Origin of the sequence: Lysinibacillus sp. FSL M8-0216, assembly GCF_038595555.1 — a bacterium.
GTDB classification, from domain to species: domain Bacteria; phylum Bacillota; class Bacilli; order Bacillales_A; family Planococcaceae; genus Lysinibacillus; species Lysinibacillus fusiformis.
Genome location: NZ_CP152007.1, coordinates 1,454,889 through 1,470,633 on the forward strand (window position 1 = coordinate 1,454,889; position 15,745 = coordinate 1,470,633).

The 15,745-nt window shown below is 31.8% G+C and carries 13 protein-coding genes; 3 read left to right on the plus strand and 10 right to left on the minus strand.

From position 1 onward, the window contains the following. Positions 1-9 precede the first annotated feature (9 nt). The 10 genes from MKX57_RS06830 to MKX57_RS06875 form a co-directional block, all read right to left on the minus strand. Entirely contained in the window at positions 10-648 is a 639-nt protein-coding gene (locus MKX57_RS06830; RefSeq protein WP_171365203.1) for a hypothetical protein, read from the minus strand. A gap of 11 nt (positions 649-659) precedes the next feature. Then, positions 660-1,316 (minus strand): hypothetical protein, encoded by a 657-nt coding sequence (locus MKX57_RS06835; RefSeq protein WP_171365202.1) that lies wholly within the window; start codon positions 1,314-1,316, stop codon positions 660-662. Continuing rightward, positions 1,317-1,913, minus strand: coding sequence for a distal tail protein Dit (locus MKX57_RS06840; protein ID WP_036147638.1), 597 nt, complete (start codon positions 1,911-1,913; stop codon positions 1,317-1,319). Beyond that, the gene (locus MKX57_RS06845) at positions 1,913-8,209 is read right to left on the minus strand and encodes a peptidoglycan DD-metalloendopeptidase family protein (RefSeq protein WP_342550870.1); all 6,297 of its coding nucleotides are present in this window, start codon (positions 8,207-8,209) and stop codon (positions 1,913-1,915) included. The genes MKX57_RS06840 and MKX57_RS06845 overlap by 1 nt, the downstream gene beginning before the upstream one ends. Positions 8,210-8,363: 154 nt before the next feature. Next, positions 8,364-8,870, minus strand: a complete 507-nt coding sequence (locus MKX57_RS06850; RefSeq protein WP_089986619.1) for a hypothetical protein — start codon at positions 8,868-8,870, stop codon at positions 8,364-8,366. Between the two features lie 68 nt (positions 8,871-8,938). Continuing rightward, the gene (locus MKX57_RS06855) at positions 8,939-9,937 is read right to left on the minus strand and encodes a hypothetical protein (protein WP_089986618.1); all 999 of its coding nucleotides are present in this window, start codon (positions 9,935-9,937) and stop codon (positions 8,939-8,941) included. A 34-nt stretch (positions 9,938-9,971) separates the two neighbouring features. Beyond that, the gene (locus tag MKX57_RS06860; protein WP_342532383.1) at positions 9,972-10,727 is read right to left on the minus strand and encodes a hypothetical protein; all 756 of its coding nucleotides are present in this window, start codon (positions 10,725-10,727) and stop codon (positions 9,972-9,974) included. After that, positions 10,724-11,266, minus strand: a complete 543-nt coding sequence (locus tag MKX57_RS06865; RefSeq protein WP_089986616.1) for a hypothetical protein — start codon at positions 11,264-11,266, stop codon at positions 10,724-10,726. The genes MKX57_RS06860 and MKX57_RS06865 overlap by 4 nt, the downstream gene beginning before the upstream one ends. Positions 11,267-11,529: 263 nt before the next feature. After that, the gene (locus tag MKX57_RS06870; protein WP_089986615.1) at positions 11,530-12,009 is read right to left on the minus strand and encodes a hypothetical protein; all 480 of its coding nucleotides are present in this window, start codon (positions 12,007-12,009) and stop codon (positions 11,530-11,532) included. Positions 12,010-12,085: 76 nt separating this feature from the next. After that, positions 12,086-12,589, minus strand: a complete 504-nt coding sequence (locus MKX57_RS06875) for a sigma-70 family RNA polymerase sigma factor (protein WP_089986614.1) — start codon at positions 12,587-12,589, stop codon at positions 12,086-12,088. A gap of 227 nt (positions 12,590-12,816) precedes the next feature. Here MKX57_RS06875 and MKX57_RS06880 point away from each other — a divergent pair, with 227 nt between their 5' ends. From MKX57_RS06880 to MKX57_RS06890, 3 genes are all read left to right on the plus strand, one after another. Next, positions 12,817-14,133, plus strand: coding sequence for a hypothetical protein (locus MKX57_RS06880; protein WP_342532384.1), 1,317 nt, complete (start codon positions 12,817-12,819; stop codon positions 14,131-14,133). Between the two features lie 10 nt (positions 14,134-14,143). Continuing rightward, positions 14,144-15,130, plus strand: coding sequence for a hypothetical protein (locus tag MKX57_RS06885; RefSeq protein ID WP_089986612.1), 987 nt, complete (start codon positions 14,144-14,146; stop codon positions 15,128-15,130). A 149-nt stretch (positions 15,131-15,279) separates the two neighbouring features. After that, positions 15,280-15,744: a hypothetical protein gene (locus tag MKX57_RS06890; RefSeq protein ID WP_089986611.1), complete on the plus strand. Its 465-nt coding sequence runs from the start codon at positions 15,280-15,282 to the stop codon at positions 15,742-15,744. The last annotated feature ends 1 nt before the right edge of the window (position 15,745 follow it).

Here is a 15,745-nt window from a genome sequence, read left to right on the forward strand (position 1 = left end):
ATTTTCACCTCACTCCTGTAAAAAGACATACTGATGTCTAACATCCATATCGAAATCCCCTTTTCCTTTTAGGAGATTAGTTCCGATTATTAATGCTAGGAATTCATCATTATGATCATCATACCGATAAACACCTAAATGCTGCCTGTCAGAAACAATATCTTCTTTTTGACAATCAATAAATACTTCTTCATTATCGATAAGATTATCTACAACTAATGTTTGATTTGTCATGATATTGGTTAGTTCTATACTGCCTTTTCCATTCTTTTTCTTAATCCATAGTTTTGGCTTAACAATAAAATCGCCCAGATTTTCTAAGGATTCGCAAGGATCGAAGGTGATAGAGAAAGATTGTATATAAGGTTTTTCGTTATCCTTTTTTGCATGAAGAACAATCTTATATCTAAAAATCAAACCATCTAAATTAAAGCCATCTAACAAATTGTTATCACTGAAATTTATTGTTTTCCAATTAGTCCAATTCTTGTAGTCGTAAGAGAGGGAATAGAGAAACTCTATTTGTTGATGATGTATATTTATCATATTAGCGAGGATGGTTGTTAAATATTTTGAAGAAGCATTCGTAATTTCATAATATTTAGATACATAAGAGCCTGTTGAATTTATTAAGGAACCCCATTTCATTCTAAATACTCCTATTCTATTTTTCCAAAAGGTCTAAACTCACTATTTGTGCCAACCTTTTTCCAAATGATATTTTTTGCTTTTCTCCAGACAACTGAACTATCAATAAATGCTGTATCGTTTTGAACAGAAGACCATTCAGGTTCAGTAGGGGAGGAGTAGCCTGCTGTCTCACAAAGATAATAATATGTCTTACTTCCATTAGTAGGGAATACCAAGTCACCTACCTCATAATTGAATTCTTTGCGCCAAATTTTTCCTGATACCTCGGGAAATTCTTGTTGTAAGGAAGTAATAAAAGTTGGAGGGGTAGTGGAACTTTTCCCATCGACCACGCATTCATAAAGGCCACCATTATCTACAGGCGGCTTTACTAAATTGCCAATACTGTAATTTTTATTTGGCAACCATTTTTTTGCTTGAATACCTTCTCTTGTGACAACCCAGCCGATATATGAACCTGAGGCAGGGACCTTATTCCACATAATATGACCAATTGGATAATATTTATTATCACCTAGATCTTCAATAGATTGAGTTGAATCTTTTAAGTATTTTTCTAATTTACTAAAATTATTGCCATATTCAACAATGGTATTTTTTATATCATCATCTTCAAAAGAGGATTCAGTAGTAATATTTAATTTAAGTCCATCTGTTGTTTCCATTTAAAATTCACTCCATTTTTTGATATTGGCATATTGTGCTCCCCAAGAATTATCAACTTTATCAATTGTTAAACCATTAGAGGTAACCTTCGAATTAAAAAAACTCCCTTGTTCAAAGCTTTTCATGTCGTCGATAATTTGATAACCAGTATTAGCATTTCTAAATGCCATATTATTAAAAATAAGTTCATGAGAGTAAGTATAAGGAGAATCACATCTAATAGTTAGTTCTACATAACCTTGCTTTAAACCATTATGTAATAATGCAGAATTTCCTTCTACCAGGGCGTATAATACTCTATTTGGATTATTGTCAAAAATTAAGGGTTTGTAATATGGCTGAAATAACCAACGAGCAATTTTTCTTAGATCGTGGTCATCAAGCCAATCTTCAAGATAAAAGGACAAGTTAAAGGAGAGGGGTTCATGTTCAACCTTTTGAAAATACGGTTTTTCATTATTAGCAATTTTTTTCTCAATAATTCTCCTTCTAGGAAGAAAGTTTTCTTCAAATAAACCTCCTCTTGTTGAAGCAATTTGAATACCCATATCTTTTGATGAAATGTTGTCATACATAAAATGAATAGATTCCAACATTACTTTCTCATTCCTTTCCTACGCAATAAATCATCATCAATCATTTTACTAAATCGATGTAAGTCGTTTTTGTCACCGTTCATTTTATCGATGTGGAAGTTTATCTTAATGTCACCATACGTATCGCCTGTACTAACAGAGGATGATTTTTGGAATGGGGTAAACTTTAGTAAGAAAGGGGATAGATTATTCATGATACTATCCATAATATTGATTGAATTAAACAAACTTTGTGTATCAGCTTTATTCAACATAATTTCTTGAGGGTGAGCAATAATAGCTTTGCCTCCTTTACCATCAATCCCAATTCCAGTCCAGTTCATGAAACCGCCACTGTCAAGTGAGGCAATTTTTTTCTTCATTAATTCACGTGTTGTAAGATTTTCAATCAAATCTAATTTGTAATTAAAGAATGTTTTTAACTGTTGTATTTGTTCAGATGAGTACTTATTTTTTACAGAATCAAATGTTACGTTTTCGGAGATTTGGGAATCTTCATTTCTGCCTTCTGAAGCGAGATTATCAGCTTTGTTTTTTAGAGCCATTTTAGTATTTGCATTTAAAGATGGTTCAGGTACTAGTTTCTCGTAAATAAATTTGCCTAACATTACTTTCATGTCCGCATCAGATAGTTTACTTTCATTTACTTGTGTATTTCCTGAATTCTCATTGAAAAACTGCTCAAAAAAGCTATTATATTTCCCGCCAAGCAAGTTTTTATTACTATTTAAATACTCAGATAATGAATCCATTTCTGCTTGTGTAAGAACCCTTGTGGACTCATTAAAATTAGCACCATTTTCAGTAAATCGGGAATCAGCCTTATCGCGGCCCTTTGCTGCAAAATTTTTTGCCATTTCACTAACGGCACTCTGATCCTGGCCTGAAACATTCGGCAAAACTCGGTCATATAAGAACTTACCTAATAGAACTTGCAAGTCCGCGTTAGATAATTTGCCTTTAGATGTTTGTGGATTGGAAAGATTCGATTCAAATGAACCATTATCCTTTGATTCTTGACTGTCATTAAATTTTTTTATTAAATCTAGAGCTTCTTCTAGTTCGAGAATAACATTGTCTCGGATAGAAAAACCTATAGCTTTCATAGTATCGTCTAATGTACCGCTAATTTCGGGTAGTGAGGCTTTTAATTTATCTCGGTACTGATTGAAGTCTGCCTCCACATTAGTTAAATGACCGTTGATGATATCTTCTCTCATTTTAGCGAATTGGCGTTCATTATTTAGTAAATCGCTATAGTACGACTCCCAATGTTCTTTTTCAAGATTAATTTTATTGACTAAATTTTCATGCTCTGACTCTTGTAGCTCTATTTTTTCATTTATTTCTTCCTCTTTGGATTCTAATGCATCATTTAAAGACTCTTTACGTAAATCAATTTCCCGGTTATGTCGTTTTTCCGCAATTGTTTTATCAATTTCATCTAACTGTTCTTGTAGACTTTTCCTCTTTGCTTTCGCTTCATAAGAATTATCTAACGCTAAAATATTTAGCTTACTCTGTACATCATTCCGTTCACTTTCTAAATCGGAAATCTCCATATCATAGCTTCTTTGAGCTTCTTCTCGGTCAATGAGCCTTAGCTTATCTTCAACACTTTTTCTAAATAAGTCCATTTCTTCTTGCAGATTTTTCATGATTGTTTCATGTTTTTTATTTTCGCGCTCAATTTCTTCATCAAGTTGCTTGATTTGCTCATCTCGAAGTTCTTGATGATAATCTTTATACGCACTAATAACTTTATCTGCAATTTTATCAAGTTGGGCTTTTTTTGCATCGTCCTTTTGCTTTGTATAGTCTTTAATAGCTAACGTGGCATTTAAATAGCCATTATACTCTTCATTTATTAATTTTGTGATTTCTTTGATACGTTCAGCAGTGATATCACGCTGTTTTAATTCCTCTAGCAAATTATCTCTAGTTTCTAAATGCTGTTGAGCAATTCTTTCTTGGGCATTAATCATAATGTTTGTATATTTCTCATAATCTGCCGAACCCTCATCAAACATTTTACGAATCAATTCAGCTCGATTTATTTCGGATTCTATATTATTTATTTTCTCATCCGATTGGGTTTTGATATTGATTAAAATATCATAGTCACTATCTTGAATATCAACCTGTAACTCTTTCATACCGATCGTTAACTCTTCAATGCGTTTTTTCGCAGATTGTAAACCATCGCCATACCCTTTATTTCCATTTACTAGGCTTTTTAATTGAGTTAGTTCATAAAGATTGGCATTCTGCTTTTCCTTCATCGCATTATTAATATTTACAAGTGATTTTACATACCTAGCAGAGGAAGTATCTAATTCTCCAAGTTTTGCTTTTTCATAGGCGAGAACATTATCCTGAATTTGACGTTGTTCTTCATACTTTGACATGTAGGATTCAACTTTTTTTGAGCCTACATCCCAAATGGCAAAATCTATCTCACTATTGACATTGTTCAGTTCATGAAGACGTTGCGTATACTCATCAATGACCTTTTTTGAGGCAGTACCACTCTTAATAACGCCTTCCAGATAAGCAATTTCATTTTGGTTAATTTTCTTTTTATCATTTAAAGCAGCTGTTTGTCTGTCTAGTTCTTTACGATAGGATTCTGATGTGACAGTGAGTTTCCTTAACCTGTTATCACTAGTTTCTAATAAGTTATCAATCGTTGTCTTTTTGTTTTCAAAAGAGGAAAGATAACTATCAATTATGCCGCGCTCAAGGTCTTCTACTAAATCTTTTTGATTTAAAATCTGTTGCTGTAAACTTACTAATTCAGATTTTGTTTGATCAATAGCTTGTTGTGCCGTGTCAACTGCATATGATGGAGAAGATGTGGCTCCATTTTTTGCAGCAGTATAGTAACTTGTTGGATCTAAGCGTTGTCCGTTAGCATTCTTCACTTCGTAATGTAAATGTGGACCTGTCACTCTACCAGAAGCACCAATATTACCTATTTGCGTTCCCACATCAACATAATCACCCATTTTAGCGATAGCTTTATCTAGATGAGCATAAAGATGTTTGAAATTATTTGCATCTTGTACGACAACAATATTTCCATAAGAGCCGTCATAGCCATTTTTAATAGCATCACCGCTAGCTATTATTTTGCCTGCAACATTCGCATCTAAGCGAGTTCCTTTAGACCCGGAAATATCCATGCCTAGATGATTATCCGATTTTCCAGTAATCGGGTCTTTACGGCCTCCGTATGCGCTAGTGATTTTGCCAGACCAACCGTTTAGATTAGTAGTTGTGGAAGAAGTGGGGGACTTACTTGTTATATTACCCGTTTGCTGAATTTTCCCTGAAGCAATTTGATTTTTTAAAGAAGCCTCTTGCTGTTGCATCACTCGAAGTTTTTCTTTTTCAAATTGAATTTGAGTTTCTAAAGCTCTTCGATACTCACTAGAATGTTCAGGTAGCTTAGACAGCAATCTTTGTTGTTTTTCAATTCCGAGATTTAACTCTTCAAGTTTTTGTTTGTATTTATCGGTTATGTATACTGTATTTTTTGTTGCTGATATATTTTGATTAGTCGTTTTTGTGGTCTTACCTAAAGAAGTGTCAAAGCTATCAATAGTACTAATATTGGTGTCTAATGATTTCTGTAATTCATTTAATTCAGAGGTGTAATCATTAATTTGACTTTGAGTTTGACCTAATAATGTACCGGAACGATAGGCACCGTAACCGTAAGTATAACTATTAGGATCTTCGTTCTTCATATTATTAACTTGCTCATTATAAACTTCTTGTAATTTTGCTTGAAGTATATTTAAAGCTTGAATATTTTTCTTTATATTTTCAATAGTGGCTTTTGTGAAACTTGCCTCATCGACAACATTCTGTTGTTGAATGCTTAATTTCCCTTGTCTTGCAAGTTGATAAGCTTTTAATAATGTTTCATTTGCATGATTTTCTGCTTGAATCGCCTTAATTTTATCTGCACTTAATGATATTGCTTTACCATCTTGATCAATAAGAGACGGGTAAAGGGTGTTTAAATTATTCATCACTAGATCACGAGAATTCAATACATCAACAAGCCGTTGTTCCTCGGCAGTTAAACTACTTTTTTGACTAAGATTACGAATCTCTTCTTCGGTATGATCTTTTAATTGGTTAGTTAACAACTGATATTCCAATAATAGGTCAGAGGTATCATTTACTCTTTTTTGTGAGACTCCTGCTAGCTTTTCGTGAGTAGTCGTAAGATTCTTAACTTCAGCTTTATAGCCTTCTACTTTTGCTTTTGCTTCAGCAAATGTTAAATTGTTAACCTTCATTTCAACAGATAATTCTTTTTGTTTTTGAGTAGTATCCTCGAAATGTTGATTTAAAGATCCCATAATGCTACTTACTTCTTTTTTACTTAAACCAAGCTTGGATAAATCGGTAGAAATACTCTCCATATTTTCTTTAGTTTTATTTGCCATGGATTCAAAAGTTTCAGAAGTGGAATTATCCATATTTTGGAATGAACCTACTATTTCATTTATAATCGAACTGGCGTTTTCGTTTGAAAATAGTGAGGTTAAAGAATTTTGTAAAGTATCTAGGTCATCCATATTAGCAGAAGCAATTAGTTGAGCTGCAAAGGCTTCAGAATTGTTTTTAACACTATCGGTCAATTTATTATTTTCATTGATAACATCTGCAATATTAGCTATATAATCATTTTTTTGCGATAATATTTCTTGTTTTAGTTCGTTATCAGATTGAACAATAATATCTTTTTGGCTTTTTGCGATAGTACTTAATTCCTTATAATAATTAGCAAGAACTGTATCACCACTTTTTTCAGCTTTTGATTGCAGATTACCTAATTCTTTTAATTTTTTTTCAAAATCCTCAGCAGTTTTAAGAAGAGGCTTAAAATTATTATCATAAAATTTAACATCACCTACAAAGGAGGAACTATTAGCATGAGTGCTAAGAACTCTAGCTGCTGAATCTATGTTTGAATTGAGTGAGTCCTCTAGGTCAGAGATTGACCTCTTCCGAATATCAATATCATCATTTCGCTTATCTTGGATTGCCTGATTAGCAATTTCTGCTTCTATAGCTTGCTGTTCCTTAAGCAGTCCAATTTTTACTTTCAAAGCTTCTGCTGAGCCAATAATTTTGTTACCAAATTCATCCTCTTGTGTAACAAGGTTAGGTAGAATCTCGCCAAGTCTATTAGAAATTTCTTGATATTCACTAATAACAGAAGGGTCTGTATTTCCCAATTCTATAGCATTTTCTAATTGATAATATTTTTCAAACTGAGTATCTATTTCACTAGCATTCGAAGTATATGCTTTTAATATTTCTTGTTCCTCAGTTTTTAGCTCTTCAATCTGTTTCTTTCTTTCTTCAAGTATTTTACCTATAATCAACCCACCAGCACTTATTGCGATTCCAATTGCATTGAGTCCAAATAATGCTCTACCAGCAAATGCAGTACCTGTGCCTAAAATATCTTCGCCAAGTGTTTTAAATGTAGAGGCGAGGCCAATGCCATCCATAATGGCAGAGGCAAATGCTGTGGAACTTAGACCCGCTTCAGCCGTATTTTTCCCAAATGCCACTATACTCTGACTCATCTTGTCAATTTGGTTTGAAATATCAGAAATGCCTGCTATGTTTAAACCTTCACCAAGCTGGATGTTGGTCAGTTGGGTATTTAAATCGGTGATTTGTGATGCTAATTGGTCAAAATCAGTAGTATTCGCATAGGCTTTTTGGAGTTCGTAGATATTATATAAATTAGATTCTAAAGCCTGCAAATTTTGCTGCGCTTCTTGGATTCCATAGAGTTTAAATTGATTTGTAGAGATTGTTTCCATTTCTACTTTCAATTGTGACGCTAAATTTTGTAGAGATTGAAGATCGCCAGTCGGAATTTTGGCCAGCTGTTTAGAAATTTCTTTCACATTTATATGTACATCATCAAACATTTCATTAAGAGTATCGAGAGATTTTAAAGAATTAGTAATTCCTTGCTTGAAATCTTCGAAAATGGTAAGGGGAGCGGATGATTCAGTTCCCACATTTTGCAGCTTTAAATGAAATGCTTCTAATTGCTGTTCTAAAGCTTTAATTTGCTTTCCATACTCATTAAATATTTGAGTATTTGATCCTGTAACGTCTAAATTGATCGATAGATTGGGGATGTTCTTTAATTTTTTTAAGTATGTAGAAATATTTTGTTTCGAGATCCTGTCGTTAATTTTTAGAGCCACTAGAAACTCTGTGGGTTTTTTTTGTTCACCACCAGTACTCAATCAATATTCCCTCCTCATTAAATCAAATGAAAAATCAGCTACTATGTTATTTAAGATGGTAGCTGTTTTTAATTTGCATATTTTTTTAGATGACAATAATTGCTCTAAAATATTCAAATACCCACCCAATTAGGTAGGGGAGTAGTTCAAAATTCTAATTATCTTTATCATTAAGAATTGAATCAACAGTTTGTCCTTCTCGACTGAGCTCTTCTTCTAGTGCTAAATATTTAAAACTTACATTTAGTCGCTTTTTAATTTCATCTAAAACACTAGAAATTTCTTGCATAGGGAACATTTTCAGCAGGAACATTTCGTACCAACCGATGTCAACTAGTTCATTCATAGTAGCAAAATGAAGTTCAACGGATTTATCTTTTAATTCAGTTTGTAAGTCAGTAAAATGTTTAATAATTAAAAATAGAATATAATTATTTAATTCATCATCATTGTTGAAAAAATCTAGCTTATGCTGCTCTACATAGGCCAACGTATCGGATAAATCTTTGATTAAAATAGTTATTTTACGCTTACTAAATTTAGGGTAGTAATAAATAAATTTTCCTTGATCTTTATCAATGAAAAATTTTTGCTTTTTATTTAATTCTTTTGCATTTTTATGTATATCTGTCAATGTTAATTTCGTCTCACGTTTTGTCATAGTACACTCCTTTACTGATTAAAAAGTAAAAAGGGTAGAATAATTCTACCCTTTTTAAATTAATTCACTTATACGATATCTACAATAATTTTTTCGCTATAAGTACCATCTGTTACCTCAATAATTGTTTGATCATTGACTTTTGAAGAAGATCCTAAAGTAACGACTCCATCTGCATTTACAGTTGCGACAGACGGAGATTTAGATGTCCAAGTTAAATCTTTGTTTTGTAGCAATACATTGCTATAGCCTGCCCCACGAATACCTAACACTGAAATTAGTTGTTTGTCTCCAGCGACTGTAGAATCTAGAACTACATGAGATGGGTTGGCAGCAAGTGCAGTAAACTGTACTTTATTCTCAGATAAATTACGCAATTTAATATAAGCGTAATTTCCTTTTTTATCGGCAAGTGAGCTACCAGCTAGTGAAGAAGAAGCAACACCCTCATGTGTCATTGAAATTTCTACAGCACCATTCGGTTTGAAGTTTGGTACTTCAATAATAACTTCCCCAGTTTTTCCATTGTTAGATCGAATATCTACGTTTAATTCCATACGAACTGCTTTAGGGAATGAGTCAGCTGAAATTTCAATTGTATCCATCATTTCCTGAACAGCGTAGATAACCTGGATTTCTTTACCAGCTAATGTAGGGACACTAATTTCCTTACCAGTTGGCATAAATTGTGTGAATGTACCGTTTAGTTGCTCCACATGTACCTTACCTAGAGGAGTTTCAGCTAATGTACCTTTACCAGTAGCATCAAGTAAAATAATTTCATCTGTATAATATTCAGCTAATCGATGATTGATTTCAGTACCATTTTGTAAAGCAATATAGGCAGTATCAAAAGCAGCATCTTCAATAGAGAACGTTAATTCTTTCTGATAGTTTAATTCGTACACCTTTTTAGAGCCTTTACCAGCATGAATGGCCTGTGTTTGAATAGCTTGAGTCATAGATGAGTTAAGTAATGTTTTACCATTTAAAATTAATTCATCTGTTAAACGATCAAATAAACGAACATTTGCTACTGAAGTTAAAAATTGATTTTGTTGTGACATATAAATTACCATCCTTTTAGTTTTAATTTTTTATTTAACTAGGTTCAAGCCCTAGTTTTTTCATTTGTTGATCAAATGCCGATTTTGTAATAATGACATCTTCGTTTTTCTTCGGTTCTTCAATAAAGCCTAACCAATGGGGGAGATCTTGGTCATTTTTAAATTCAATCATCCCAGAGTAGCGTGCGTTAAGAATGGCATCGCTACTTACCATATAGTCCATGCGTGATAATCCTTTATGGAATTGGTATAAAGTTAACTGTTCAATTTCATGATAGGGTAAACCAGATTTACAATGGTAGGCAATGATTTGTTGCTCTAAATCTGCTTGTCTTGTTTTTCTTTTCGCCATAAATGCACGTGCTTCTTGTATGGCTTTTTTTGTACCAGGATCAATAAAATCATCATCTAAGTCAATAAGATTTTGTTCACTAATAATGGTCTTGATTTTATCGAAATCTCGCTCATACAGAGTAATACCATCGATTTCCATAAAGACCATGCCTTTTTCATTCATCGCAATATGAATATTCTCGGTATTAAAAACTAAACGATATAATGAAATTAATTTCTCTACAATTTCATGCCCACCATCGTTTTGTGACACAGAAATTAAAAAGAGCAAGTAGGACATTCTAATTATTTCTGGTTGCTGAAAATCATTCTTAGGTAAAAGTAAACATTGCACGGCATCATAAAATTCATCTACATCCTTCATTTTTACAGGATAAATATTTAAACCTTTATAATTAAGAGGTTTCCCAAAAGCCCGTTTAGTGGTGATGTTCATGATCTATACCCTGTAGGTTGTTGTCCTGAGGGCATAATGTAACTCCAGCGATAACCAACGAAACCTTTTGGTAAATTGGTGATGGGCAGTCCACTATGGAATCTTAAATCCCCAAATTCTTCAATATCCTCTTGAAACAGCACTTCATTTAGCACTTCACCAAGCCAATCAATACGAAAATCAATATTATTGACAGAATCAGGTGTATAAATATCAAAAATATATTGCTGGGTGCTTGAGTAGGGATTATCCGTAAATTGATTGATGTTTTTTAGATAATTTTTTTGAGGCAACCGAGGTCCTGTATATAAACAAATTCTGCAAAAGTTTGTTTCTAGCGATAAATCATTAGATTTATCACCAATAACGATTAAATTATTAAGTATTTGTTCTTTCTCGGGTAATTGAGAGACATCCAATTTTGATTCGTCAAGTGGATCATCGAATGGATCTTTAGGTATGTAGTACAGCAAACGAAGAAGTTTTTCATTATTGATTAATGAGTGATAAAATTCAGTTATGTTTTTTACAATTTTCATTCTCCTTTATCCTCAGCCTCCTAAAGAAGAGTGTCACTTTGAAGGTTTCTTCATTAAAAATTTGTTAGATCCATTTATACAACCAATAGGCATCACCTTCTTTCATTTAATGATAAGGATTCATACTAATCTAGTGAAACTGCATCTCAAAATTAAAAGTTACACTATTATGAAGATGAAACCTTCATGATAGGTCTGTAAAAGGGAGCCATACAGACCTATTAGAAAATTTCATTTTTAATATGTATTTTAAATTAATTCACTCATTGGGTGGATTCTTCGTCTAATTCCTCAATGCCGAGTGTAAGAGCTTCAAAATAGGAGGTATTTGAAAATGTATTATGTCTGTGAGAGCCTTTTTTTATTTCTTTCTGTTTATAGTGGGAGAGTACATAATTATCTTGTAATTGATGTGGTGTACTTTGATTTTTAAGTAATTTTGCTAATTCTCTCCGTCTTTTATTTCGCCTTTTAGCTTCCTTAATATACTTTAAGCTTTCTTCTTCTAATAATAGCTCTTCCCTAGTAAAATATCCCTTGGTCATATAATACCCAAGCATATCTAATAATACGATTGTATGATGAGCTTGCGAGGTAATATGTAAATAGATCTCTAAAGATATTTCTTCACCACCATAAACAATTCTCTCATTTTCTAAAATGGATTGTATGTATAACACTCGTTCTTCTATCGGAAGCTCTAAATTTAATTCAATTATCGTATGTGGTAATTGTATTTTCATATTAATTCTCCTTCTACTTATTATGGTGACTGGTGTAGGGGATAATCCAATTTTTTCGCCCAAACATCTAATGCCTTTACTTTTTACATTTTTTACATTGGGAATGGAATAAATCTTTACTGCTATTATTCAAACTAAAAAATTCATCTGTAGCAGGAAGAAACTCACGACATTTACTACATATTTTTGTTTTTAATCTTAATTTATTTATATAAGTTACTTTTCGCCATTGTCTATCATTCTCTTGCTTAATTTTTAGACAGATTGTGTTAAATCTACTTCCAATAGTTTTGACAGGAATTCCTAAAATTTTTGCGATAGTATAATTGGAATAATCTTTAGTAATATAGGAAAGTAGTTTAATTTGCTCTTCATTCAATGATTTTTTAATTAATTCATCTAAATCTGCAAATAGACTGATAACATCTGTGTTCATTTTTAAAGAATTTGTTGCACAAGCACCTTGATTAAAATTTGTATCATCAATCGATCCTCTAAAAGTTAATAACTCTTTTATAACTGTTATATCAGATAATACTAACTGATTATATTTCGTATCCTTACTAGTTTGAAAAGCCATGCCAAATCCATCTCCTTTTATTTTTCCATATTTATGCTTTTATATTATAATCTTATTAATAAATAAATCAATATTTTAAATTAATTAATTTATTAAAAGGGGTTTAACAGGTTCTTGGTAATGATAATATAATTGGATTAATTAATTTAAAAATATTATAATTGAAATTATTATGTGTTACTATTAAAGTAAATTTATATAATTGGAAAAAAGAGGAGGAAAGAGGATTGAAGGTTGGGAAAACTAAAGAGTTATTAATAGATGAGATTAAAACTAAAATTCCTTTGTTGGTTCAAAGCAATTTAAAATTAGATGAAATTTCCGCACAACTACATAAACATCAAATAAGTATTGGTAATATTCTTGAATTAATTAATGATGAGAGTAGGCTATATGAAGCAAATTTGCAAGAACTTTTATTACTGGGAGAACAGCTTTATATAAAATTTAATGATGCTGATGATGATTGGATAAAGGAATGGCTTAATGCATCAGAGATTAAAGAGTTGAGGTTGTACATAAAGGAATCACCATATGAAGAAGTAATTACATTGCCATATACTTTTGAGAATGCTGTTAAAACCGGTCACAATGAGTATGTCGCAGTAATTCCTAATGCAATTATTGGTAAGCTTTGGATGAGTGGTATTACGATGTATAATCCAAATATTCAAAGGCAGGCAAAAAAGAAAAAGATAAAAAATGGAATTATAGAGGTTATGAACCTAAATCCAAAGTCTTTGCGAGATATTGAAAAACAAGCATTAGAAGGAGATTTAATAACCTCTACTTTGCGCTATAATGCTAAAGTTGGCTCTGGTGAAAATGGAATTGAATTTATTTATGACGATCGTGAGAAATCCCTTACCTTATTGGAGGGATCGTCATTAGATGTTTTAGATGGAGCACATCGAACATTTTCTATTTATAATGCTTATATGAAGAAAGTCAATTTAGAAGGTGCTATGATTGTTATTTTTTCAAATATGACGGAAGCTCAATGTAAACGAGTTCAGGTAGATATGGCCAAAGCAAATCCTATACCAAAACCACGTCTACAAGAATTAGCTAAAGATAAATTATCCGATGAAGTAGTCATTGAATTAAAAGCTGAGGGAGAGTTAAAGGGGAGAATTACATCGAACTCCAACGTAAAATATTCTTATGGTGAAGTAGTCACTTTTTCTGAATTATCAAATGCGATTGATAATAGTTTTTCGATAGAAAATCGCTTAGAAGTTATTAATATAGCCAAAATCATTAATGAATATATGATGTACCTCTTTGCGCACCATAAGGCAAACTTAATGGATAAACATTCATTAATGTTTAAAAGTAGAATGTTTATAGGACACATTGAATTGGCTGCTAAAATGTATGAGTATAGTATTCCATTTGAAAATTTAAAAATGAACTTAGACAAAATAGATTTCTCCATTACTAATACTTTGTGGGAAGAAGTTGGAATTCTTAAATATGGTAATATCAGCTCTCGTAATAGAATGAAAATCCAAAAAATATTTCAGCAAATAATTTTAGAATGAGGTGTAAAAGGTGCTTAAAGAAAACGTATTAAATAAAGATATTAAGGAATGGTATCTAAAGTCGTTAGATATACAAGATAACAGTCTTACAACTTATTTATCACTATTTAATAAGGCAACAATACTTGAAAATCAAAAAAATAAAGATATCTTTGATATGAATAAAGTAGAGTTGGAAGAGCTGTTTTATAGTTTGAAGTCGCCTAGCCCGCAGTCTATTAGTGCATCTATCGGTTTTCTTGGAAGATATATAGATTGGGCGATCATGAACGGCTATACAAATAACCGATCGCAGAGACTACCAAGTATTATTGATATGGAGTACTGTAGTAGGTTTGTTTATAAAGCATCTATTGTACGTTATACAAGAGAACAATTATTAACATATATGCAGTTATTTGAAGATCAAAGACATGCAGTATTTTTACTATGTTTATTTGAAGGAATAAAAGGTGAAGGCTATAGCGAGATCTTGAATTTAAAGATGGAAGATTTAAAAGATGACAACGGTGTCTTTCTGGCTAAATTGACGAATAGCAAGGGATATAATCGACTTATTGAAATATCCGAGGAATTATATTGGCGGTTAGACAGGTTAGATAAAATATCTTCAACAAGTTTACAGCCAAAGCAAGGCCAAAAATATTTTTCAGATAGTACGTATATTTTTAAAAAGGCGAATGCAAAAGGAGAAGATATTCAGCTTAGGGCATCCTTTGGAAATAGAGCATTAGATTTAGCAAAATCAATCTTTGACAATAGCAATTTAATCGCTAGTACCATTCAAGTATCAGGGATGATGTGGTATATATGGGAATTGCTTAAGCATCAAGAAGAGAAGATACTAAATAAAGAAATTTTAGAGAAAGTTGCAAGTAAATATGATACTGGATATGTAAATAAAGATAGTAATTATGTTAGTTATTCTATCCTACAGCATAAACTGGATTTTGATTTTATTAAAACTAACTATGGTTTGATCAATATAGGATTATAGAACTGGTGTATACCAGTTTTTTTATTTGCCGAAAAATACTAATAGATTTAAATTTGTAAATATTCTCTAGTAAATCGCTTGAAAACGAACGTCTGTTCGTGTTAATATAAAAACAATATAATTGGTTTAATCTATAAGGAGCGATTTACATGAATGATAAGGAGACAACAGCAGTATTGGAGCTTGTTATTTATAAAGATAGTGATATTTCTTTAGAGTTAATGAATAATTTCTATGGCAGTATTTCCAATGTAATTTTAAACGACGAAGGGGGAAATACATTGATTTGTGAATGTATGGATAGCTCGCTTTCTAGTTTAATTCTAATGGATAAATGGAATGATGATGAGGAAGAGCTCATAAAGGCAATGGGTGATACTAAATTTATTTATAAAAAATCCAAGGCTATAGATATCCATTATGATAGTTTAGTCCAGTTGGATGATCATAAAGATAATATTTTTTCTGTTGTTGAGTTCCAAAATATTGTTTATTTATATAATGGGTACCAAAGAAAATCCATTATCGATAACAATATTACATGTCTAAATAGTCTTAAAGAATATTTAAATACTAACTATCCAAAACATAAAATTTTAGAAAGAATGAATTAAG

Coding starts and splice junctions, on each gene's coding strand:
- MKX57_RS06830 (WP_171365203.1), bottom strand. CDS start 648: ATGAAATGGGGTTCCTTAATAAATTCAACAGGCTCTTATGTATCTAAA.
- MKX57_RS06855 (WP_089986618.1), bottom strand. CDS start 9,937: ATGTCACAACAAAATCAATTTTTAACTTCAGTAGCAAATGTTCGTTTA.
- MKX57_RS06890 (WP_089986611.1), top strand. CDS start 15,280: ATGAATGATAAGGAGACAACAGCAGTATTGGAGCTTGTTATTTATAAA.
- MKX57_RS06850 (WP_089986619.1), bottom strand. CDS start 8,870: ATGACAAAACGTGAGACGAAATTAACATTGACAGATATACATAAAAAT.
- MKX57_RS06835 (WP_171365202.1), bottom strand. CDS start 1,316: ATGGAAACAACAGATGGACTTAAATTAAATATTACTACTGAATCCTCT.
- MKX57_RS06875 (WP_089986614.1), bottom strand. CDS start 12,589: ATGGCTTTTCAAACTAGTAAGGATACGAAATATAATCAGTTAGTATTA.
- MKX57_RS06865 (WP_089986616.1), bottom strand. CDS start 11,266: ATGAAAATTGTAAAAAACATAACTGAATTTTATCACTCATTAATCAAT.
- MKX57_RS06840 (WP_036147638.1), bottom strand. CDS start 1,913: ATGTTGGAATCTATTCATTTTATGTATGACAACATTTCATCAAAAGAT.
- MKX57_RS06860 (WP_342532383.1), bottom strand. CDS start 10,727: ATGAACATCACCACTAAACGGGCTTTTGGGAAACCTCTTAATTATAAA.
- MKX57_RS06870 (WP_089986615.1), bottom strand. CDS start 12,009: ATGAAAATACAATTACCACATACGATAATTGAATTAAATTTAGAGCTT.